Here is a 20,242-nt window from a genome sequence, read left to right on the forward strand (position 1 = left end):
GGCCCTGTTTAGACAGGGCCAATTAAAAACAGGGGTGGCTACGCGGAGCCGATGAAACGTTATCGCTGCCCTTAAAAGTTATCAAACAGAGGCAGGCTCTCTTCAAGCAATTGTTCTATTGGATCGAGTTGGCTTTCATGCAGAACCAGTAGGGACGGTTCATCCATAGCGTATGGTGCTGGCGGTACTAAGAGTGCGAACTCTCCCTCTTCGAGGTGAAACTCATGTATTTCTCGCATACCAAGGGGGGTAATGCACTGAGCGCAGCGGTAAGTGTCGTCTTCACCATAAACCAGGCGGTGGTACATTTTAAACAGTGTGTATAGCGCCAAACCGCCCTCAAACGCTTGCCATCGTGCTGGCGTCTCGCGAATGTCATTAGGGAGATGTTGGCCCTCTGCTTCGGCGTCGGCAATTGCGTCTGTTAGAGGGGCTGCCAGAATGGCGGTTTTGTCAGCGGGAAGCGGTGTGTTGTGTTTTGAGGCGTGTACAAAATCCTGCACTGCCCGTTTGAAATCAGCGACACCCGTGAGTGGATAGTCGACATGCTGAAGGTCTTCGGGCTCAAAGCCACCATTCTCCCAGCCATGGATGACTCGCAGTGTCATTTGCCCTCGGGTCATTGGGCGCGCAAGTAACATATGCAGCATGATACGAATGTGTAGTTGACGCTCATCAGTATCATTTTCAAACGCTTGGTAGGGGTCAGCAAACAGCTCGTTTAGACGACCGGGGGTATGTTCCTTGGCTTCGTTGTGGCTCATGACAGTGTCCCTTTGAACGAACTGTTTATTAAGTGTAGTGGGCAGTTTTTATCACAGATCGAGGTATCAGTATGGCGAGCAGGGCGTTTGATTAAAAGTCACTTAAGTTAGCTTTTTGTTACACTACAGCTAAGCCATTTTTATGAGATGGATAAACTTAACAATAAAGAGGTGATTATGTCTGCTCCATTAAGTCGTTTTAATGTGCCTGAAACATTGGATGATCTGCCGGAAGATATCCGTACCACTATTTTAGCTGTCCAAGAAAAAGCAGGGTTTGTGCCCAATGTTTTTCTGATGTTGGCACATCGCCCGGCCGAGTTTCGTGCTTTCTTTGCCTATCATGATGCCTTAATGGAGCGTGAATCGGAGTCGCTCACTAAAGCAGAGAAAGAGATGATCGTGGTTGCCACTAGTGCGCGTAACCGATGTTTATATTGCGTAGTAGCGCACGGCGCCTTGGTACGTATTTACAGTAAAAATCCTCTGCTTGCCGACCAGGTCGCGATTAATCATCGTGTGGCGCCGATTAGCGAGCGCCACCGGGTGATGCTTGATTTTGCGATGCACTGCGCTATAGATGTCGGTGAAATGACCGATGAGTGGCTTGCCCGCCTGCATGAGGTAGGATTTAGCCATGAGGATTGCTGGGATATAGGCGCCATTGCAGCATTTTTTGGCTTGTCGAATCGCTTGGTGACACTGGCGGGAACACCGCCCAATGAAGAATTTTACTTAATGGGACGTGTGCCCCGTCATAATGCTGGAGGCACTGCTTAAGCTTTACTAAGGCGCTTTTATCATTGAGGATAGCGCCTCCATTCACTGTCGCCAGGGGAGCCTTTTCATTGAGGCTGAGAATGCGCTTCGCGCAGACCCTGGAACCTGATCCGGTTAGTACCGGCGGAGGAAGTGCGACATGCTTTACCTGACGTCAGCCGTGCTTGGCGCGGCGCTTTGCTGCTTTGCTTATTTAGGTCTCCGCGCTCGATGGGTAGATGGCTCACTGGATGACTACGTCACCGCCCGCAACTCGCAAACTGCCTCTACCCTTGGGCTCTCCTTTCTCGCATCCGGAATGGGCGCATGGATTCTTTTCGCGCCGCCTGAAATTGGTGCATTCGTTGGCCCTCTTGCACTAGCAGGCTATGCACTCGGGTCTGCGTTGCCATTTATTGTATTAGGACTGTATGGGCCAAAGATCCGCCGCGCGCTCCCAGAGGGGCGCAGCATTGCCGAGTTTGCTGAAGCGTGCTACGGCCAGGGTGTGCGGCGCTGGGTTACGCTGGTGTCGGTCGGCTATATGGCTTGTTTCCTGGCCGCTGAGCTCACCGCCATTGGTGCGATCACCGCGTTGTTATCCGATGTGCCACCCCCTCTGGTGATTATAGGCGTCGCTCTTACCACACTGATTTATACGGCGATGGGTGGTCTGCGCGCTAGCCTTGCCACGGATCGTTGGCAAGCATGGCTATTGCTAGCGCTACTGTTGGCGGTGGGAAGCGTCACGTTGTGGCGCTTGCCTACCATGCCTAACGAAGCGGCGTTGCCTTCTATTCCTGTTGCCAACGCGCTAAGTGTTGCGTTAACGCTGGTGATCGCAGTGACGGCGGCGAATCTCTTTCATCAGGGCTATTGGCAGCGCGTATGGGCTGCTCGGGATGATCAAAGCCTGGGTCGTGGTGCGTGGTTAGGCGGCGGTATGACCGTTGTTGTGGTGATGATGATTGGCGGTTTGGGTATGTTGGCCGCTATGAGCGGTGCGCCATTAGGGAATCCGCCAATGCCGTTTTTTGCCCTGTTAAGTAATGCCCCCATTTGGCTGACGTTGCCTGCCTTAGTGTTGGCGGTTACCTTGGTTGCCTCCAGCGTTGATACGTTGCAAAACGGTATTGCTTCGCTCGTCGTCGCGCGCAGCGAGAAACGGGGCGTGTCACTGACCACCGCTCGTTGGGTAACGGTGGCGCTAATGATTCCGGTGGTCGTGATTGCTTTGCAGGGGTTATCAGTACTGCGTCTGTTCCTTATTGCTGATTTATTGTGTGCTGCCATCGTAGTGCCAGTGCTTTTAGGCCTCTGGCAACGCATGACGCCTGTTGCCGCCATTGCGGGAGGTGTTGCAGGGTTACTGGGAGCGATCCTTCCCGGCTGGTTAAGCCAAGGAAGCATTATTACGGGTGTAGTGGCTGCCAGTTTTCCAGGCAGTATTCCCACATTAGGGCCATTTGTGGGTGCTTTAGCGGCCTCGACACTAGTCAGCGTGTTACTCGCGATGGTGACTAAAAAAAGGTAAGTATTAAGCAGTAAAGTGCTGGTCGCGATATGCTGAGATATCTACACCTGCCTCAATGGGTGACACTATAATGAACTACCCTAAAGCATCTAACGAAGAGGCGCGGTTAGCCGCTCTTTATGAGCTTGAACTGCTAGATACGCCAGATGAGCCAGCCTTTGACCGCGTCACCAGGCTGGTTACCCAATTACTGAATGTACCGATCTCAACGATAACGCTAATCGATGCTGAGCGTCAGTGGATTAAGTCTCGTGTGGGCACAGAGACTCGCGAGACATCTCGCGATGTGGCTTTCTGTGCTTATACGGTGACTGCCACAGAGCCGCTAATAGTCGAAGATGCACGCCAGGATCCACGCTTTGCGCAAAACCCTCATGTGTCGGCCTCTGGTGGTATTCGTTTTTATGCGGGTATTCCCTTGTGTACTTCCAAGGGACTAGCACTGGGGTCACTCTGCGCCATCGATACCCTGCCTCGTGCTATTAGTGATATTGAGCTGGCGGCATTAAGGGATTTAGCGGCGATAGTGACTGACGAGATTCGGCTGCGTGAACGGCTGGTCCGAGAGAGAAAAAATGCTCAGGAATCGCAACGGGCTTTAAGCGAGCTTCATCGCAGCATGGAGTGCCAAATTAAGCGGCGTACTAATGAACTTAATCTTGTCATCGAATCTGCCTATGACGCCTATATCAGTATTGATTCACAGGGCGTGATACTGGATTGGAATAAGGCCGCTGAAATAATGTTTGGCTGGCCACGAAAAGCGGTGCTAGCAAGGTCAATTACGCAGTTACTCTTTCCCCATGGGTTGCCAATCGAAAATGATCAGGCCCCTATCAACTACACGGCGCGGCGCTATGATGGCAATGAAATGCCCGTCGAAGTGCGTGTGAAACAATTAATCATTGATGGGCGCGAACGACGAAGCCTGTTTATTCATGATATTACCGAACGACAACAGCTAGAGCGCTTGCGTGACCAACAGGCGCGTGAGGATGTATTAACCAAACTGCCCAATCGGCGAGCATTAGATGAGCATTTACCCACTGCCATGGCCCGCACGCGACGTAACCATAAGCCCTTAGCAGTTCTGTTTTTGGATCTGGACGGTTTTAAAGCAATTAATGATACTCACGGTCACGCCATTGGTGATGAGTTACTGCGAGCAATGGGTAAACGACTGGTACAGGCAATCCGTGAAACCGATTATATTGCGCGCTGGGCAGGCGATGAGTTTGTTTTACTTTTGGAAGGCAGTGAGCCCACCGCCATTGAGTATTTGGCTAATAAATTAGTCCACGTGATTGAAGAGCCGCTAGCCGTTGGCGAAGTGTTGTTAAATGTCAGCGTTAGTATTGGTGTTGCTATTTACTTGCCGACAAACGCTGAAACCTTGAATGAACTGCTAAAGCGCGCCGATGTTGCCATGTATGATGCAAAGCGCTCTGGAAAAGCCCAGGTACGCATTGCGCCGCCTGCTGAGAACGCCTCTTAAAATTCGGAAATATTCAAGGACGACTATGATTCGCACTATCCTGACCACGCCTGAAGGTGAAACCCACGAAGGCGACGAGCAGCTGTTGGCCGTTTGGCAATCTTCGCCGGGGAGCCATATTTGGATTGATATGCAGGGTGAGGCCCAGGAGAGCGAGCGCAAAATTTTAGAGGCATTTGAGTTTCATCCCATGGCGATACAGGACGCCCATAAAGAGCGCCATCCGCCTAAAATCGAAGAATTTGATAACCATACACTGATCATTTATCGCGGCATCTCCTCCTTTGATGCCGAGCTTAACTACCTGCCTCAGCAGGTATGTTTTTTCGTAGGGGAGCGCTTTTTGGTCACGCTCCACCCCGGCGAAGCGCTCTCCATAGAACGGCTTTTCAACGACCAAGGTAAAGCCCTACTGGCCCATTCACCAGAACACGTAGCGCTCCGGGTAATGTATATTTCAGCGGGTTTTTACATCGACAGTCTGCTCGAGTTTGAAACGGCGTTAAGCGACCTTGAGGATGAATTGTTAGAAAATGGTAATGATACGCTAATGCGTAAGATCATTACCTATCGATCCCGTCTGGTTAAAATGCGCCGTATCTTTAGCTATCACCAGGGTATTACCCAAGAACTAACGGCTTATGACTATGAACATTTGCCGCGTGAGGAGAGTGAAACGCTGCATGCCATCAACGATGTAGCGGATCGCTTTGAACGTCTCTATACCTTGACCCAGATGTACTACGATATTTGCGGTGACCTAATCGATGGCTATATCTCTATTTCGTCGCATCAGCTTAATATCACCATGCGTGTTCTCACCGTCATTACCGCTATCTTTGTTCCACTCACGTTTATCGCCGGTATTTACGGCATGAACTTTGAAAATATGCCCGAGCTGCGTTATGAGTACGGCTACTTTTTTGTTTGGGGAGCCATGTTAGGCATCGGTGGAGTACTGATTTGGTTGTTTAAGCGCAAGCACTGGTTTTAGCCCGTGCACGAAAAGTTGACGCATACATAGGTGGACAGCGGTTGATTGTGGCATCCTCTCCGGCGACCAAGACTATAAGGCATAAAGCCGTCGACTAGCGTTTTCACTGGGAGTTGTAACATGACAATTATGATTATCGGGCTGCTGATTTTTTTAGGCAGTCACTCTGTACGTATATTTGCTGAAAACTGGCGTCAGCAACAGATTGCGCAACACGGCGAAACCACCTGGAAAGTAGCCTATTCGGCGGTTTCTATCGTTGGTCTGGCCATTGCGATTTATGGCTTTGGACAGATGCGTCTCGACCCTATTAATGTTTGGTACCCCCCCATGGGCATGCGCCATGCGGTGGCGCTATTAATGCTGCCTGCCTTTATCATGTTGGCGGCAGCGTACGTTCCGCATAATGCGATCAAGGCCAAGCTTGGCCATCCGATGATGCTAGCGGTAAAAATCTGGGCGTTCGCTCACCTGCTGGCCAACGGTCGCTTGGGCGATATTATCTTTTTTGCCGCCTTTCTTATCTGGGCTATCCTGGCATTTAAAACCGCCAAAAAGCGCGACCGCCTTACGCCGCCTGCGCCCGTCAATACTCATAAAATGGCCACCATTGCTACCGTACTCATCGGCTTGGTAGCGTATGTGGTGTTCGCCTTTTACCTGCACACAGTGCTGATTGGCGTCCCTGTTTTTAGTTAACCGGACGTTTTTTAGCCCAACCTAGGAGTCACTCCATGGCCGAGACAACACACACGGTGCCAACCACAATGGCTGCCATGCTATTGACCGGGCATGGCGCTATCGAAAAGCTGGAATATCATCAGGATGTCGCTACACCGCAGCCCAAGGCGGGCGAAGTTCTGGTGCAGGTGACGGCAACAGCGAAGAACAATACTGACCGCAAAGCCCGTGAAGGACTTTATCCCACCAAGGATAAAGGCGATGTAACCTCCTTTGCCATGGGCGGAACGCCAACCTTAACCTTCCCGCGGATTCAAGGCGCCGACGTAGCAGGTCGGATAGTGGCGGTGGGTGAGGGTGTCGACGCTGAACGTATTGGTCAGCGCGGCTTGTTGGATTTTAATATTTACGCCGACGAGCGCCGCGATATTAATCTTACCCCCGACTATTACGGCCATGGTGCCGACGGCGGCTTTGCTGAGTATATCGCCGTGCCTGCTGATCAGTTTTATCATGTGCCCAACCCAGAGCTGCACGACGCGGAACTAGCCTCAATGGGTATGTGCTCCTATCAGACGGCTTACCATATGATGACGGCTGCCAATGTAAGTGCTGGCGAGCGTGTTTTGGTCAGTGGCGCCAGTGGTGGGGTGGGCACTGCACTGATTCAGCTCTGTCGTATTGTGGGCGCTATTCCCTATGCGGTCAGCCAGCTAGATAAAGCAGACTCGTTGAAAGCACTAGGCGCAGAAGCGGTGATTGATCGTGGCGACTTGCCGACGTTTGTTGACCGGGTGCTGGAAACCACTGGCGGTAAGCCGATTGATGCAGTGATGGACTTGGTCGGCGGTGAGATGACCAACCTGTTTATCGACACCATGATTGTCGATATGCAGGGCCGCAAGAGCTACCCGCGCCTTTCCATTGCCGGGGCTAGCGGTGGCAATCTTAGCGAAATGATGTGGACTCGCGTTTATCTTTATCAAGTGCAGATATTTGGGGTTTCCCACGGCACCCGTGAAGAGGCCGAGCAACTGGTAGCGTGGATTCGCAGCGGTGAACTGAAGCCGGTGCTTCACGCCGCCTTCAAGCTGTCTGATCTACATGATGCCGAGCGCTACTTTGTCAATCGGAGCAGCAACTATCTGGGCAAAATTGTGCTTGTACCCGATGCTCAGTGGGCATCTCACGGGGCCCCGTTCGCGCTTGAAAACTCCTCTTCTGCCACCGAGGAGCGCCGCTAGTGCATAACCTCCACACGATCCAGCTTATGGATACCCACGCCGGTGGTGATGTCAGCCGTATAGTGACAGGAGGCATTGACCTGCTGCCAGGGGCCACTGTGCGTGAGCAGATGGAGTACCTGCGTGACGATGCCGACGGTTTACGGCGTCTATTACTCGAAGAGCCCTACGGTATTCCCGAAATGTCAGTGGATTTGCTGGTACCCGCTTCCCATCCGGAAGCAGTCGCGGGTTATATCATTATGGAGGTAATGGGTTATCCCATTTACTCCGGCTCCAACACGCTGTGTACCGCCACCGCAGTGCTTGAGAGCGGTATTGTGCCCAAGCAGGAAGGCATACAGCGCTTTAAGCTGGAAGCACCAGCAGGGTTAGTACAAATCGAAGCGAAGGTGCATAACGGCGTGGTGGAGTCGGTGACTTGTGGCGGCCTGCCCAGTTATATCGACACTTATCGCCAGAAGATTCAGGTGCCGGGGATTGGCGAAGTCACCTACTCAATCGCCTACAGCGGTGGGTTTTACGCCTTGGTCGATGCCACCGAGCTGGGCTTTAAGCTTACGCGTGATGAGGAGCGGGCGCTCTCTGAGTGTGCCTATAAAATTGTTGAAGCAATTAAAGCGCAGCGAGGGTTTTCACATTACACCCTGGGGGATGTGGGGCCGCTGCCATTTTTGCACTTTATGGGGCCTGAAGAGCAAATTACAGAAGGCTTTATTCGCTCACGTTCAACCACGTATGTTCATCCTGGCGTTATTTGCCGTAGTACGACAGGTACCGGTACGTCGGCGCGCTTGGCGTTGATGAACTATGAAGGACGGCTCAATATAGGTGACAAGTTAGAGACAGTTTCATTGCGTGAAACTGGGTTTATCGGCACCTTTATTGGCACGCATCAGGAGGGTGACTACCAGGTCGTGGAGAACACCATCACCGGGCGCAGCTACGTGCTGTCGCGTTCTGATATTGTTATCAACTGCGATGACCCGATGGTCGCTTGTGGTGAGTTGCATCATATATTGAGTGATCGTCATCAATCGGCGGCATTGTCGTCAGAAAAGCCGTCATCTGAGACATAGCCTTCACTTTCCAGACGTTCCCAGACCGGGGCTTTTTCAGCCTCGGTCATGCTTCCCCAGCAGGCGATTTCATCCAATGTACGTCCGCAGCCTTCACAAACCGACGTTGAAGGTTCTATCTGACAGATTTGCACACAAGGTGACACTGGGCGCGCGGTGCAAGAGGTAGAGCTTATCGTCATTGGGTGAGGCCTTCGGAACAAATTCGCGTATTAAGAAGCAGACACTTTACCACGCAGCGATTTGATCTTCCCTTTACGGGTTTTATGATCGACCCGGCGGCGCTGAGAGCCTTTGGTTGGCTTGGTGGCACGACGCACTTTTTGCTGTTTGGTGGCGCTCTGGATTAGCTCTTTTAAACGTGCCAGGGCATCTTCTTTATTGAGTTCAAGTTTGCGATGACTCTGGGCTTTAATGATGACGACACCCTCTTTGCTGATGCGCTGATCAGATAGCGCCATCAAGCGCTCTTTATAGAGTGGTGGAAGTGTGGAGCTAAGGATATCGAAGCGCAGGTGTACCGCTGAGGCGACTTTGTTGACGTTCTGACCGCCCGCACCTTGGGCGCGAATCTGGCTGATATCAATCTCCCAGTCAGCCAGGGTAACGTTGCTAGAAATGGTGAGCATTAAAGGCCCCTGTGTTACTTGTGAACCTATAAGGCTAGCACAATTGGCACAGAGGCGGGGCTCGCTGCGCTATTTTGCGCGCCCTTTTAACCCGCTAAATTAGTAATAGGCTGACCATCAATATAGGCCAGCAGATTGTTAAACGCATCGCCAAAGTAGAGCTCATAGCTATCTTTTTCGACATAGCCAAGGTGCGGTGTAGCAACCAGATTGGGTAGTTCCAGCAGAGAGCTTGCGAGCACAGGTTCTGCGTCGAATACGTCTACCGCCGCTTGGCCAGGCCGCCCGGCTTTGAGTGCTTGTTCAAGCGCCCCTGGTGCCACTAGCTGAGAGCGGCTGGTGTTTACTAACAGAGACGTTGGTTTCATTTGAGCAAGCGATTCAGCGCTGACAATACCGCGGGTGTCGTCGTTCAAACGAAGGTGCAGGCTCAGCACATCTGAGCGCTTAAACAAATCGTCCTGGGTTTCCGCCACTTCAAAACCGGCATCCAAAGCGCGCTGGCGAGTGCCCTCACGGCCCCATACCAACACGTTCATCTCAAACGCCTGACCATAGCGCGCTACTAAACTGCCGATTTTACCGTAGCCGAAAATACCCAGTGTGCGCCCTTTAAGGCCGGTGCCTAGCGTGCGCTGCCAACGGCCCGCTTTCAGGTTCTCCACTTCTGCCGGTATATGACGCATTGCCGCCAGGACTAAACCCCAAGTCATTTCTGCTGCAGCGTAAGGTGAGCCAGTGCCCGCCATGACAGTGACGCCATGACGGCGGCACGCTTCCATATCCACATGCGCTGCACCGCCACCCGTTTGGCTAATGACTTTCAGGTTGGGCAGGCGCTCCAGTAGGGCAGCCGTGATAGGCGTGCGTTCACGAATCAGCACTAACGCCTCGGCGTCCTGAAAACGCGCACTTAGCGCGTCCAGGTCGGTAAGGGTGTCGTGATAGATCGTTACATCGTGGCCTTCTAGCTGCTTAAAGGCATCTAAACTGCGCACACAGTCTTGATAATCATCGGGAATGGCAATTCTCATTAAAAAAAGGCTCCTTAAAATGGTCGCATCGAAAATGACAAAACAGGGCATCGCTAGCTTTGCTGTTATAAAGTGATACTAACCTGAAAACTTGCCATCAAGGAGCCACAATGAGCGACTACCTATTAGATGATTCCCCCTTAAGCCCCGGTGTTATTTATCGGCTGTTATCAGGCAGCATTTGCCCGCGGCCCATTGCCTGGGTGTCTACGCAGGATAAACATGGTAATGCTAATTTAGCGCCGTTCTCCTTCTTCAATGTCGCCAGTGTCAATCCACCGGTGCTAGCGTTTTCACCCCTGCTTAATGGTAGCGGTGAGCTTAAAGACACGGTGCGTAATTTAAATGAAGTAGCAGAGTGCGTTGTACATGTGGGAAGCGAGGCGTTAATTGAAGCGCTCAATACCACCAGTGCTAGCCTACCGCCGGGTGAGGATGAATTTACCCTGGCCGGACTTGAAAAAGCGGTTATGCCGGGCGTTAGTGTGCCTAGGGTTGCCGATGCCCCCGTCGCGTTTGGTTGCAAACTGTTCGATATGATCCGCTTCGGCGATCAACCGTTGGCAGGCACATTAGTGCTGGCGCAAGTGGTCTCTATTCATATCGATGACACTCTTTGGGACGGTCGTCATGTGGATATGGATAAACTCAAACCCGTGGGTCGTCTTGCAGGTAGTGACTACATTCGTATTAGCGACAGATTTGCTATTGAACGTCCAGATTAGAAATCTTGTAATGTCGATAAGCTAATGATTACGAATGATAATTTAAATAAAATGCTCAGTGATTTCCATACGGTTACAAATGGCCAACAATAATTACTTAGTTATTAACGATAATTAATCTTTAGTCGTATATTCTCCTGCCGATAGTAAAGGGTAACGGATCGGTAATGTAAAAGTCAGGCGATGTTTATCATTGTCTGTTTTTCAACATGCCGTTTATCGGGTGGGGAAGTGATCTAGCGAGTAAGGAGCAGATCAATGCGACGATTGGGAACACTACTGTTACAAAAAGGGTTGTTAAAAACTCCGCTATTAAAAATATCGTTATTCGCTGGGCTAATGGTTTCGCCGCTGGTTCAGGCCGAGCTTACCTTTGGCATTGTCGCCCCTTCCAGCGGTGGTGCTGCTCCGCTTGGTCTGGGCATGCAAAAAGGGATCGAGACCTACTTTGCCGAGGTTAACGCCTCCGGTGGCGTTAACGGTGAAACGCTAACCTTGCTTGCACGAGATGATCAGTACCGGCCGCTCCAGGCCGCTAGCAATACGCGTCAACTTATTCAACAAGATGAGGTGCTAGCAGCCATTGGCAATGTCGGCACCCCAACAGCGACAGTTACCATTCCCCTCTATAACGAATACAAAACGCTTATGTATGGCGCGTTTACCGGGGCGGGCGTATTACGGAAAACACCCCCAGACCGTTATGTGATTAATTACCGGGCCAGCTACGTACAAGAGACGGCGGCGATGGTGAATGGGCTCTTGGAAGCAGGTGTTTTGCCCGAAGAAATTGCCTTCTTTACTCAAAACGATAGCTTTGGTGATGCTGGGTACAATGGCGCTATTCAAGCATTAACGTCACATGGTGTTAGTAATACCGCTGCGCTAGCCCATGGACGTTTTACCCGGGGTACGCGCAATATTCATCAAGGCTTAGCGACCATTCTGCAAGCGCCGGTGACACCACGTGCCATCATTGTGGTGGGTACCTATGGGCCTGCAGCAGATTTTATCCGTGAAGCCCTTCACGACCTGCCTGATGCAGTGTTTTTGAATGTCTCCTTTGTCGGTAGCCAGGCGCTTAAGGATGAACTTGGCGATCTATCAGAAGGCGTTATTATCACCCAAGTGGTGCCGCCACTGGATGCCGACCTACCTGCTGTTGAAGCTTACCGCCAGGCGCTTGAAACCCACGCACGCGGCAGCGAACCTGACTTTATTTCCCTCGAAGGTTATCTCGCCGCGAAGCTGTTTGTGGAAGGTGTAAAAGCTGCTGGCGCAGACCCGGATCGGGAGGCCATCGTGGATGGTTTGCTCGGCTTGGGAAATGTCGATATCGGTTTAGAAGAGCCGCTCAGTTTGGGACGAAATGATCACCAAGCTAGCGATGCGGTGTGGCCAACCATTATCACTAACGGCCGTTTCGAGTCGGTGGAGTGGGCTAGCCTGTTGCCATAACGGTTATGTTACTAAAGCTGATGTTACCTGTAAGACCCTGACACAAGTGAAAAAAGATAATGAAGAAAACGTTAAGTATTAGAGCCATGCTGATCAGCCTGTTCTTAGCGGCGGTGCTGGGCGCCGTGGTTCTAGCGGCGACAGGTTGGACGACTAACCAACGGCTAATCGACTCGCAGCGCTATATTACCGGTGAGGTGTTGCCCCTTCAGGATGCCAGCCGTGGCATGGTGCTTACCATGGGCGCGTTTGGACAGCGCCATGCGGATTTACTTGCCGCAGAGAATGCCACTGCACTTGATGAAGTCACCACACAAAGCACATTAAACGAACGCTTCCAGGACGCCCGTGAAGGTCTAAGTGGGGTTGATCATGCAGAGGGCCTGAGTGAACTGGACAGCCACTATCAGGCATTGTTAGACGGAGATACGGCACTGGAAACGGTGCGCCGAGAAGAGCTGAGCTTACAAACGCAAATGGCCGATCGCATAAGCGCCATGCAAACACTTATTTCACAAGTGATGCTGAGCGCCGAAGATATGGCCGGGCGTACGGCGCTAGCTCAGGTGCGAAGTGACCGCGAGCAGCGTGTATTGATGGAAGCTTGGCGCGAGGATGGCATGACCACGCTGCCTACTCAGCTACTCGACAATATGTTTACCGCACAAGCGGATATCGGGCGTTTGAGCGGTAACGCGCGCATGGCGTTAGCGCAGTTATCTGACCTTGGCCGCCAAATGATGCAATTGAACAGCACCGATGCACTGGTTAATTTGCGTCACAATGAAATTGCCCAGCAGGTCGGTCTTGCTCGGCAATCCTTGGCGGCGATTGCAGAGGCCCCCAGCACCGAAGTGGAGCAGCGCACACTTATTAATGATTTGGACAGTGTCATCGTCGAGCTGGAAGGGTTGATGGTCTCTGATGACAACGCTGTTTATGAGCTTCGCTTGCAACAGCTCGCGTTACACGCGCAGGTGCAAGCGGCGTTGGCAAATGTTGCCCAAGCGATGACGCAGATGCGTGGTGCATTGAGCGACGTCGAAGCGTATACCGTTGAGCAAGCGGACAGTGCTGCTACTCAGGCAGAGACGTTAGCCAACGCTGGCCGTTCCTTACTGATTGTAGTGACCTTAGTCGTCATTGTACTGCTGGCGATCTTTGGCTGGCGCACTATGGTGCGTGTGCTGGGCCCGCTCGTGGCAATGCGTCGACAAATGGAAGATATCAGTGGGGCGGCAGGAGAGAGTGCCGACCTTTCAATGCGACTTGAGCTAAAGCGTAATGATGAAGTAGGTCAGACCGCCCAGGCCTTTAACAACATGATGGATACCTTTGAAGGCATGGTGGCGCAAATTCGTGAAAGCGCCGAAGCTATTGCAACCAGCAGTCGTCAAATTGCTGCCGGGAATGAAAACCTCTCCCAGCGCACCGACCAGCAAGCAGCCTCGTTGGCTGAAACAGCCTCAAGTCTTGAGGAAATCACCGCGACCGTGAAGCAAACCGCTGATTATGCTGATCAGGCTAAAAGCGCAAGTGGGAGCGTTGATCAACGGGCACGTTCAGCGGGTGATGTTGCCAAGCGCACTACCTCGGCAATGGGTGATATCCGCGAGGCTAGCGAAAAAATCACCTCTATCATCAAAGCTATTGACGATATTGCTTTTCAAACCAATTTGCTCGCGCTAAATGCCTCTGTTGAAGCCGCCCGGGCAGGCGAGCAGGGGCGTGGGTTTGCTGTGGTGGCCCAAGAGGTGCGTAAATTAGCCGGGAGAAGTGCTGAAGAGGCGGCCCAAATCCGTCATTTGGTCGATGACAGTGTCGCTAAAGTTAGCGAAGGCGAACAGCTTGTGAACGCGTCCAGCAAGCACCTTCAGGAGATCATCGATAGCCTCGGTGAGGTGACGCGGTATGTCACCGAAATTGCAGGGGCGACCCACGAGCAATCTGCGGGTATTGATCAGATCAACCAAGCTATTTCACAGTTGGATCAAGTAACGCACCAAAATGCCCGGTTGGTACAGGAAGCCACTACCGCTAGCCATACGCTGGATGATCGCGCGGGTGATATGCACTCACTGGTGGGGCGCTTCCGTGTAAGCGATACGGCGGGTCAGCGTCATCTATCACTTCCGCAGAAGGAAGAAATTATCTAGTAGTAAGCCATTACTACCTGCTGTGGTAATGCGCTTGCTAGTCTCATCTAACACGCCCCGCGTGTGCTCACACACTCGATCAATAACCATAAGATGGATAAGAGGAGCACTGAGATGAGCAGCAAGCGCATTTTAATGATCACCGGCGACTTTACAGAAGATTATGAAACCATGGTGCCGTTTCAGGCGTTGTTGGCGGTTGGCCACCGCGTGGACGCTGTATGCCCAGGAAAGGCCTCAGGCGATACCGTGGCGACGGCCATTCATGATTTTGAAGGTGATCAAACTTATTCAGAAAAACCTGGCCACCGTTTTGCCTTAAACGCCGATTTCGCCACTACTAATCCTGCCGATTACGATGCCTTGGTCGTGCCCGGTGGGCGTGCGCCTGAATACCTGCGTTTAAACAAAGACGTTCTGGCGATGGTTCAGCACTTTTTTGAGGCTAACAAGCCCGTCGCCGCGATTTGTCACGGGGCGCAGCTATTAGCCGCGGCCAACGTGCTTGAAGGAAGGCAGTGCTCCGCTTACCCCGCCTGCCAACCAGAGGTAGAGCTGGCGGGTGGTCACTTCGCCAATTTAGACGTGACCGATGCGGTCACCGATGGCAACTTGGTGACGGCCCCCGCATGGCCTGCTCACCCGGCCTGGCTTGCGCAATTTATGGCACTACTGAATAAGTGAGATTGATTGCGGTAACCAAGACATTTGCGCCCGGCACCCGCTGGGCGCTCTTGTTTGCAGTGCCCACCATTGCCGCTATGCTAATAATTTGCGTGGCTATGAATACGCTGAGAGACAACGCCGATGTGTAAACTCTTTATACAAGCCGACCCAGAGCTATGGCGCAGTGCTACCCACTCGCTGCGTATTGATGGCATGGTGACCAGTGTGCGGATGGAGAATTATTTTTGGTACATCCTTGAAGAGATCGCCCAGCGCGATGGTATGAACACGGCGCAGATGATTACCCGGCTTTACCATGAGTCAATCGACGCCGGCCACGATCTGGGTAACTTCACCTCATTTTTACGCGTTTGCGCCCTGCGCTATCAAGCCCTTCAATTGAGTGGAGATATTCCCACTCAGCACCAAGTGCCGATTGGCACTCTTGATGCTGAGCAAATTTTAGCGCGCGAGAACGGCAGCAGAACGGGTTCTTTACACTAATTAAAAGAGTGAGATGGGCAAGAGCAAGAGTGTTATTTAAGTCTTGCCTCAAGCGCACTTAAAAACTCGGCGATTCGTGCAGCGTTGGTGCCCACATCGCTGGCACCTAGACGTGACGCCGAGCGCATATCCACCTGCACACCGTTTTCAACTTCTGTTAAGCGTATGACCACGTCGTCTTGAAAACCGAACCAGCGCGTCGTTGCGGTGGCTTCTATGTGATCGTCGGTAATCCGGGTGATACGCCAGCCAGCCTCTTCCGCCTCTGCTTGGGCAGCCGCAAGAACGGTTTGAGGCGTTTCGTTGAGGACCAACGAGCTGATATTGGGGTATGCCTCTCGCTGCTGCTGGGCGGTGGTCTCGCCTGGGTAATCGACCCCGTTAGGCGCAACCTCACGCGCGTTGGCTAAGGCTTCAAAAACAGGCGGGTTCTGCGTATCGGTTGTAATATCGTGAATAGCGGGCACTTGTTGAGCGCGTTGCCAATGTTGCCAGGGGATGAAAAGCAGCGCCGCAGCGCCGACAATGACAAGCGAAGCCACTAAGGCAGATGTAAATCGGCGCGTAAACATGCTCAATAGTAGGGCGATAACGCTCATCGCCACCGCTCCACCGGCGGCATAAACTCCATAGCGCAGCCAGTTAAACGCCTCGCCCAGGGTGATGAAGTTACCCCGATAAGCAGGCCCAGAACCCGCCATCATTAATGCCGCTGCTGCTAGCAGTAGAATAGCTACGCCAGCCAGCACGCTTGGCCAACGGCCACCGCGAGGGTGCGCAGTTTTTAATTGCATTGTCATGCTTACTCCTTATGACGACATATGTCGCTCTCCTTTTGAGCTATTCTTAGCACAAATACCGCATCAATAGCTAAATTAAGGAGTTTCGGATGGGAGCAGGTAGTTGCCTCTGTGGCAGTGTGACTAAAAAGTATCATGCGTTTGTAAGCGCTAAAGTGTCATGGTTTAGCGTTGACGATGACTTTCCAAAATTTGAGCGTTTTTAAAACCGAATAATAGGATGTACATGAGAGACAACGTTGCTGCGCTTCGCCAGCTACTGCTTAACGTGCCGCGTGATGCCCTGCCAATGACTTATCAGCAGGTGGCGTCCGCACTGGCGTTAACGCCACCACGCACTATCGCTCAGGTTACCCAGGCGCTTGAACAGTCAATGCGTGAAGACGCTGTGCATAAAGCGCCTTTCATCGCCGCCTTGGTGGTCAGTCGGCGGGGTGAAGGGATACCAGCAGCAGGTTTTTTTGAGCTAGCCGTCGCGTTAGACCGTTTTCCCCGAGACCCGGCACTTCATGCGGCGGCTTACCGGGCTGAGTTTGAGGGTGCCCTGAGTCAGCGCGACGACTATCAGTGTCAGCTTTCGCCGCGCTGACTCGGCGCTTTTCGCAGGGGATCCAGCAGCGGGCCAAGCCCGTTGTGATCAATTTCATGCATCAAATGCAGTAACTGGCCGATCTCGCTTGAAGGAAACCCTTCCCGAGCAAACCAGTTTAAATAAGGGCCTGGCAGATCCGCAATAAGGCGGCCTTCATACTTGCCAAAGGGCATGGTCCGCGTCACTAACTTTTCCAGATCCTCTGGTTTCATAGCTTAAACCCATTCATTCTCATTTAAGTAAGATTGCATATTTCCGGCATGGCACAAATTTGTTAGACTTTCGTCGACAAATGATACCCCCTCGATGCCGGACGCCTACCGTTCCGGCGCGTCCTTTCTGTATCGTCAGGGACATGACATGCATAAACGTTTTCGCCTTTTACTCTGTTCACCTCTGCTGGCGCTGGCAGCGATGCCCCTTGCCGCGGACGAGCCTGTTGATGTGGTACTGATTGGCGGTGGCATCATGAGTGCCACGCTAGGTACCTATTTACAAGAACTCGAGCCTGAATGGAATATCCACCTTTATGAGCGCTTGGATCAAGTCGCTGAAGAGAGTTCAAACGCCTGGAACAATGCAGGCAGTGGGCACTCAGCTTTCTGTGAAATGAATTATACCCCTGAGCAGGAAGATGGCAGCGTAGATATTCAGCGTGCGATTAATGTTACCGAGCAGTTTGAAGTGTCTCGTCAGTTTTGGTCTCACCAGGTAGATAACGATATTCTTGGTGAACCGACATCCTTCATTAGCACTGTGCCCCACGCAAGTCTCGTCTGGGGCGACGATGATGTTGCCTTCCTTCGCGAACGTCATGCCACCATGGTACAAAACTCGCTTTACGCGGACATGGAATACTCTGAAGATCGCGACGTGATAGCCGAGTGGATGCCGTTAGTCATGGCGGGGCGTGAAGATAATGATACGCCTGTTGCCGCTACACGCATGCAAATGGGCACAGAGGTTAACTATGGCGCGCAAACTCGCCAAATGATCGAAGCGCTGGCTCGCAGCGATCAATTTACGCTAGGTCTTAGCAGCGAAGTGCGTGGTTTAGAACGCAATGATGACGATACCTGGAAAGTCACCGTGGCGGATCTCGCCAACGGTGGGGAAACCAGTGTCGATGCGCGCTTTGTATTTATCGGGGCTGGTGGGGCAGCGCTACCCCTGCTGCAAGAGTCGGGTATTCCTGAAGCCAAGGCTTACGCTGGCTTCCCGGTGGGTGGGCAGTTCCTCTATACCACTAACCAAGACGTTGTCGCTCAGCACGCCATGAAGGTTTATGGCAAAGCAGGTGAAGGATCGCCGCCAATGTCCGTACCCCATCTTGATCTGCGCTATTTAGATGGTAAACCTGCGCTGTTTTTCGGCCCGTTTGCGACTTTTTCAAGCAAGTTCTTAAAAGAGGGCTCTTGGACAGATCTGTTTGGCTCAATGACGTTCAACAATACGTGGCCGATGGCGGAAGTGGGGCTGGATAACTTTAATCTTGTTCGTTATCTGGTGGGCCAAGTGTTGATGTCTGAAGGCGATCGGTTCGAAGCGCTTCAGGAGTATTACCCAGAAGCCAACCAGGACGATTGGGAGCTCTGGACAGCAGGTCAGCGTGTGCAAATTATCAAAAATGATGAAGAGCGCGGTGGTGTACTGCAGTTCGGTACCGAAATTGTCAGCGCCGAAGATGGTTCGATTGCTGCTCTACTGGGGGCATCACCAGGAGCGTCGACGGCGCCTTCCATCATGCTAAACCTGCTTGATCGCGTTTTTCCTGAGCAGATTGCCAGCGCTGAGTGGCAGGATAAACTGACAGATATCGTGCCCTCTTATGGACAGCCTCTAGCAGAAAACCCTGAACTGCTCAGCGAGGTTCGTGCCTATACCGCGCAAACCTTGCAGTTAGATGAGCCTGCGAACCTTGCTGCTACTAGCAATAGCGACGCCGGTCAGGCGAGCGGGGAGAGTGACGCGCAAGCCGAACCGAGCGAAGAGGAACAAAGCGAAACCCCGTCAACTGAAATGCAAGAAGACGCCATCACCGAAGTTTAACGGCCTTTTTAGTCAGCCTTGAATGGCGCTAACTAAAACGCTACCTCTGGTGTCCGGGGTAGCGTTTTTTAATGCGTGATTATATTGTGGATTGCCTAAATTTAGAGCCCATGCTGTTGGGCAATATCGCCAATCAATTGGGCAAGCGCCCTGGCGGGTTCGCTCAAATGACCGCTGGTGGGATGAATAAGTCCGATGTCGCGATGAAAGGTGCGCTCGCCTAAATCAATCGCACGTACTCCTGCAGGCCAGCGCTGCTGGGCAAACGCCTGAGGCACCAGAGCGATGCCGACGCCTTTGGCAACCAGTTTGACGATGGCCTCTAGTTCATCAACTTCGCATACTTCGCGCACATTGCAGTGATTGTCGCGTAGGAAACGGTCTACCTGCCGTCCGCCAAAGGAGGCGCGGTCGTAACGGACAAACGGCTGGTGGGCGATCAGTTCCCGCCATTGATCACCGCCAATATGCTGCGGCACGATTAGCCGAAAAGGCTCGTGGGCGAGGGGTGTCCAGCGTAAATCGCTGTGCAATGAGAAGGGCGGGCGAATAATCACGGCCATATCCAGCTCGCCAGCATCGACTTGATTCACCAGTTCCATGGAAAGCCCAGGCACCACCCGCGTTCGACACTCGCTATAGGTATGATGAAAGCGGGCCAGAGCATCGGGTAGTAGAGAGCGCTGTATTGAAGCAATGGCACCAATGTTGATACGTTGCGTTGCTGGTTGTCCCGCTGTCGCAGCTCCCAGAGTTCTATAAAGGGTAAGCAGGGCGTGAGCTTGCCTTAAGGTTTCTTGCCCGCGTTGGGTCAATATGGCGGCACGTCCCTTGCGTTCAAACAGGGCGATACCCAGCTCTTCCTCGAGACGTTTCATCTGTGCACTGACCGCCGCTTGTGTCAGGCCGATTTTGTTACCCGCCGCGGCAAAGGTGCCTTCCTGGGCGACCGCAATCAGCGTTTTCAGCTCGCGGATCATTGATAAATCCTTTTTGTGAATCAGCCAAATAGTTATTGATTTTATTTTCCCATGCGCCGCCCTAGGATGAATAGAGCATGGCAGCATAAAGTGCCGTCC

General features: G+C 52.3%; 21 protein-coding genes and 1 riboswitch. Of the genes, 14 read left to right on the forward strand and 7 right to left on the reverse strand.

What is annotated here, in order from left to right:
* Positions 1 to 71 precede the first annotated feature (71 nt).
* Positions 72 to 764: a hypothetical protein gene (locus MLE19_RS07120; protein WP_240717456.1), complete on the reverse strand. Its 693-nt coding sequence runs from the start codon at positions 762 to 764 to the stop codon at positions 72 to 74.
* Positions 765 to 941: 177 nt separating this feature from the next.
* Between MLE19_RS07120 and MLE19_RS07125 the strand changes: the two genes are divergently transcribed.
* The 7 genes from MLE19_RS07125 (at position 942) to MLE19_RS07155 (ending at position 8,550) form a co-directional block, all read left to right on the forward strand.
* Positions 942 to 1,544, forward strand: coding sequence for a peroxidase-related enzyme (locus MLE19_RS07125; protein WP_240717458.1), 603 nt, complete (start codon positions 942 to 944; stop codon positions 1,542 to 1,544).
* Between the two features lie 43 nt (positions 1,545 to 1,587).
* A riboswitch (TPP riboswitch) is annotated at positions 1,588 to 1,694 on the forward strand.
* Positions 1,684 to 3,057 (forward strand): sodium:solute symporter, encoded by a 1,374-nt coding sequence (locus tag MLE19_RS07130; RefSeq protein WP_240717459.1) that lies wholly within the window; start codon positions 1,684 to 1,686, stop codon positions 3,055 to 3,057. Its footprint overlaps the riboswitch before it by 11 nt.
* Positions 3,058 to 3,127: 70 nt before the next feature.
* Positions 3,128 to 4,552, forward strand: a complete 1,425-nt coding sequence (locus MLE19_RS07135) for a diguanylate cyclase domain-containing protein (protein WP_240717460.1) — start codon at positions 3,128 to 3,130, stop codon at positions 4,550 to 4,552.
* Between the two features lie 25 nt (positions 4,553 to 4,577).
* Positions 4,578 to 5,546: a magnesium/cobalt transporter CorA gene (gene corA, locus MLE19_RS07140; RefSeq protein ID WP_240717462.1), complete on the forward strand. Its 969-nt coding sequence runs from the start codon at positions 4,578 to 4,580 to the stop codon at positions 5,544 to 5,546.
* Between the two features lie 120 nt (positions 5,547 to 5,666).
* Positions 5,667 to 6,245: an NnrU family protein gene (locus MLE19_RS07145; protein WP_240717464.1), complete on the forward strand. Its 579-nt coding sequence runs from the start codon at positions 5,667 to 5,669 to the stop codon at positions 6,243 to 6,245.
* A gap of 35 nt (positions 6,246 to 6,280) precedes the next feature.
* Positions 6,281 to 7,471 carry an alcohol dehydrogenase catalytic domain-containing protein gene (locus MLE19_RS07150; RefSeq protein WP_240717466.1) on the forward strand — a complete coding sequence of 397 codons (1,191 nt, stop codon included), beginning with the start codon at positions 6,281 to 6,283 and terminating at the stop codon, positions 7,469 to 7,471.
* Positions 7,471 to 8,550, forward strand: coding sequence for a proline racemase family protein (locus tag MLE19_RS07155; RefSeq protein ID WP_240717468.1), 1,080 nt, complete (start codon positions 7,471 to 7,473; stop codon positions 8,548 to 8,550). The genes MLE19_RS07150 and MLE19_RS07155 overlap by 1 nt, the downstream gene beginning before the upstream one ends.
* Here MLE19_RS07155 and MLE19_RS07160 read toward each other — a convergent pair.
* From MLE19_RS07160 to MLE19_RS07170, 3 genes are all read right to left on the reverse strand, one after another.
* Positions 8,505 to 8,732, reverse strand: a complete 228-nt coding sequence (locus MLE19_RS07160; protein ID WP_240717469.1) for a DUF1289 domain-containing protein — start codon at positions 8,730 to 8,732, stop codon at positions 8,505 to 8,507. The genes MLE19_RS07155 and MLE19_RS07160 overlap by 46 nt on opposite strands.
* Before the next feature lie 30 nt (positions 8,733 to 8,762).
* Positions 8,763 to 9,179 (reverse strand): alternative ribosome rescue aminoacyl-tRNA hydrolase ArfB, encoded by a 417-nt coding sequence (gene arfB / locus MLE19_RS07165; protein ID WP_064234834.1) that lies wholly within the window; start codon positions 9,177 to 9,179, stop codon positions 8,763 to 8,765.
* A gap of 86 nt (positions 9,180 to 9,265) precedes the next feature.
* Positions 9,266 to 10,213, reverse strand: coding sequence for a D-2-hydroxyacid dehydrogenase family protein (locus MLE19_RS07170; protein ID WP_240717470.1), 948 nt, complete (start codon positions 10,211 to 10,213; stop codon positions 9,266 to 9,268).
* 110 nt (positions 10,214 to 10,323) lie between these two features.
* Here MLE19_RS07170 and MLE19_RS07175 point away from each other — a divergent pair, with 110 nt between their 5' ends.
* The 5 genes from MLE19_RS07175 to MLE19_RS07195 all read left to right on the forward strand — a co-directional run bounded on the left by MLE19_RS07175 (position 10,324) and on the right by MLE19_RS07195 (position 15,722).
* A complete protein-coding gene (locus MLE19_RS07175; protein ID WP_240717472.1) occupies positions 10,324 to 10,938 on the forward strand; it encodes a flavin reductase family protein in 615 nt (204 codons plus the stop codon).
* A 258-nt stretch (positions 10,939 to 11,196) separates the two neighbouring features.
* A complete protein-coding gene (locus MLE19_RS07180) occupies positions 11,197 to 12,396 on the forward strand; it encodes an ABC transporter substrate-binding protein (RefSeq protein WP_240717473.1) in 1,200 nt (399 codons plus the stop codon).
* Positions 12,397 to 12,455: 59 nt separating this feature from the next.
* The gene (locus tag MLE19_RS07185; protein WP_240717475.1) at positions 12,456 to 14,552 is read left to right on the forward strand and encodes a methyl-accepting chemotaxis protein; all 2,097 of its coding nucleotides are present in this window, start codon (positions 12,456 to 12,458) and stop codon (positions 14,550 to 14,552) included.
* Positions 14,553 to 14,666: 114 nt separating this feature from the next.
* Positions 14,667 to 15,236 carry a DJ-1/PfpI family protein gene (locus MLE19_RS07190; protein ID WP_240717476.1) on the forward strand — a complete coding sequence of 190 codons (570 nt, stop codon included), beginning with the start codon at positions 14,667 to 14,669 and terminating at the stop codon, positions 15,234 to 15,236.
* 123 nt (positions 15,237 to 15,359) lie between these two features.
* Positions 15,360 to 15,722 carry a ribbon-helix-helix domain-containing protein gene (locus MLE19_RS07195; RefSeq protein WP_240717479.1) on the forward strand — a complete coding sequence of 121 codons (363 nt, stop codon included), beginning with the start codon at positions 15,360 to 15,362 and terminating at the stop codon, positions 15,720 to 15,722.
* 32 nt (positions 15,723 to 15,754) lie between these two features.
* On the opposite strand, the gene MLE19_RS07200 is transcribed toward MLE19_RS07195, so the two are convergent.
* On the reverse strand, positions 15,755 to 16,522 hold the full coding sequence (locus MLE19_RS07200; RefSeq protein ID WP_240717481.1) for a DUF1499 domain-containing protein: 768 nt from the start codon (positions 16,520 to 16,522) through the stop codon (positions 15,755 to 15,757).
* A gap of 226 nt (positions 16,523 to 16,748) precedes the next feature.
* On the opposite strand from MLE19_RS07200, the gene MLE19_RS07205 reads away from it, so the two are divergent.
* The gene (locus tag MLE19_RS07205) at positions 16,749 to 17,111 is read left to right on the forward strand and encodes a hypothetical protein (protein WP_240717483.1); all 363 of its coding nucleotides are present in this window, start codon (positions 16,749 to 16,751) and stop codon (positions 17,109 to 17,111) included.
* Here the strand turns inward: MLE19_RS07205 and MLE19_RS07210 are convergent.
* Entirely contained in the window at positions 17,093 to 17,326 is a 234-nt protein-coding gene (locus MLE19_RS07210; RefSeq protein ID WP_240717485.1) for a DUF3820 family protein, read from the reverse strand. The genes MLE19_RS07205 and MLE19_RS07210 overlap by 19 nt on opposite strands.
* Positions 17,327 to 17,474: 148 nt before the next feature.
* Here MLE19_RS07210 and mqo point away from each other — a divergent pair, with 148 nt between their 5' ends.
* Entirely contained in the window at positions 17,475 to 19,163 is a 1,689-nt protein-coding gene (gene mqo / locus MLE19_RS07215; RefSeq protein WP_240717486.1) for a malate dehydrogenase (quinone), read from the forward strand.
* A gap of 101 nt (positions 19,164 to 19,264) precedes the next feature.
* Here the strand turns inward: mqo and MLE19_RS07220 are convergent, their stop codons facing one another.
* A complete protein-coding gene (locus MLE19_RS07220; RefSeq protein ID WP_240717487.1) occupies positions 19,265 to 20,143 on the reverse strand; it encodes a LysR family transcriptional regulator in 879 nt (292 codons plus the stop codon).
* Positions 20,144 to 20,242 lie beyond the last annotated feature (99 nt).

The organism is Vreelandella neptunia (assembly GCF_022489065.1).
In the GTDB taxonomy this organism is placed as follows: Bacteria; Pseudomonadota; Gammaproteobacteria; order Pseudomonadales; family Halomonadaceae; genus Vreelandella; species Vreelandella neptunia_A.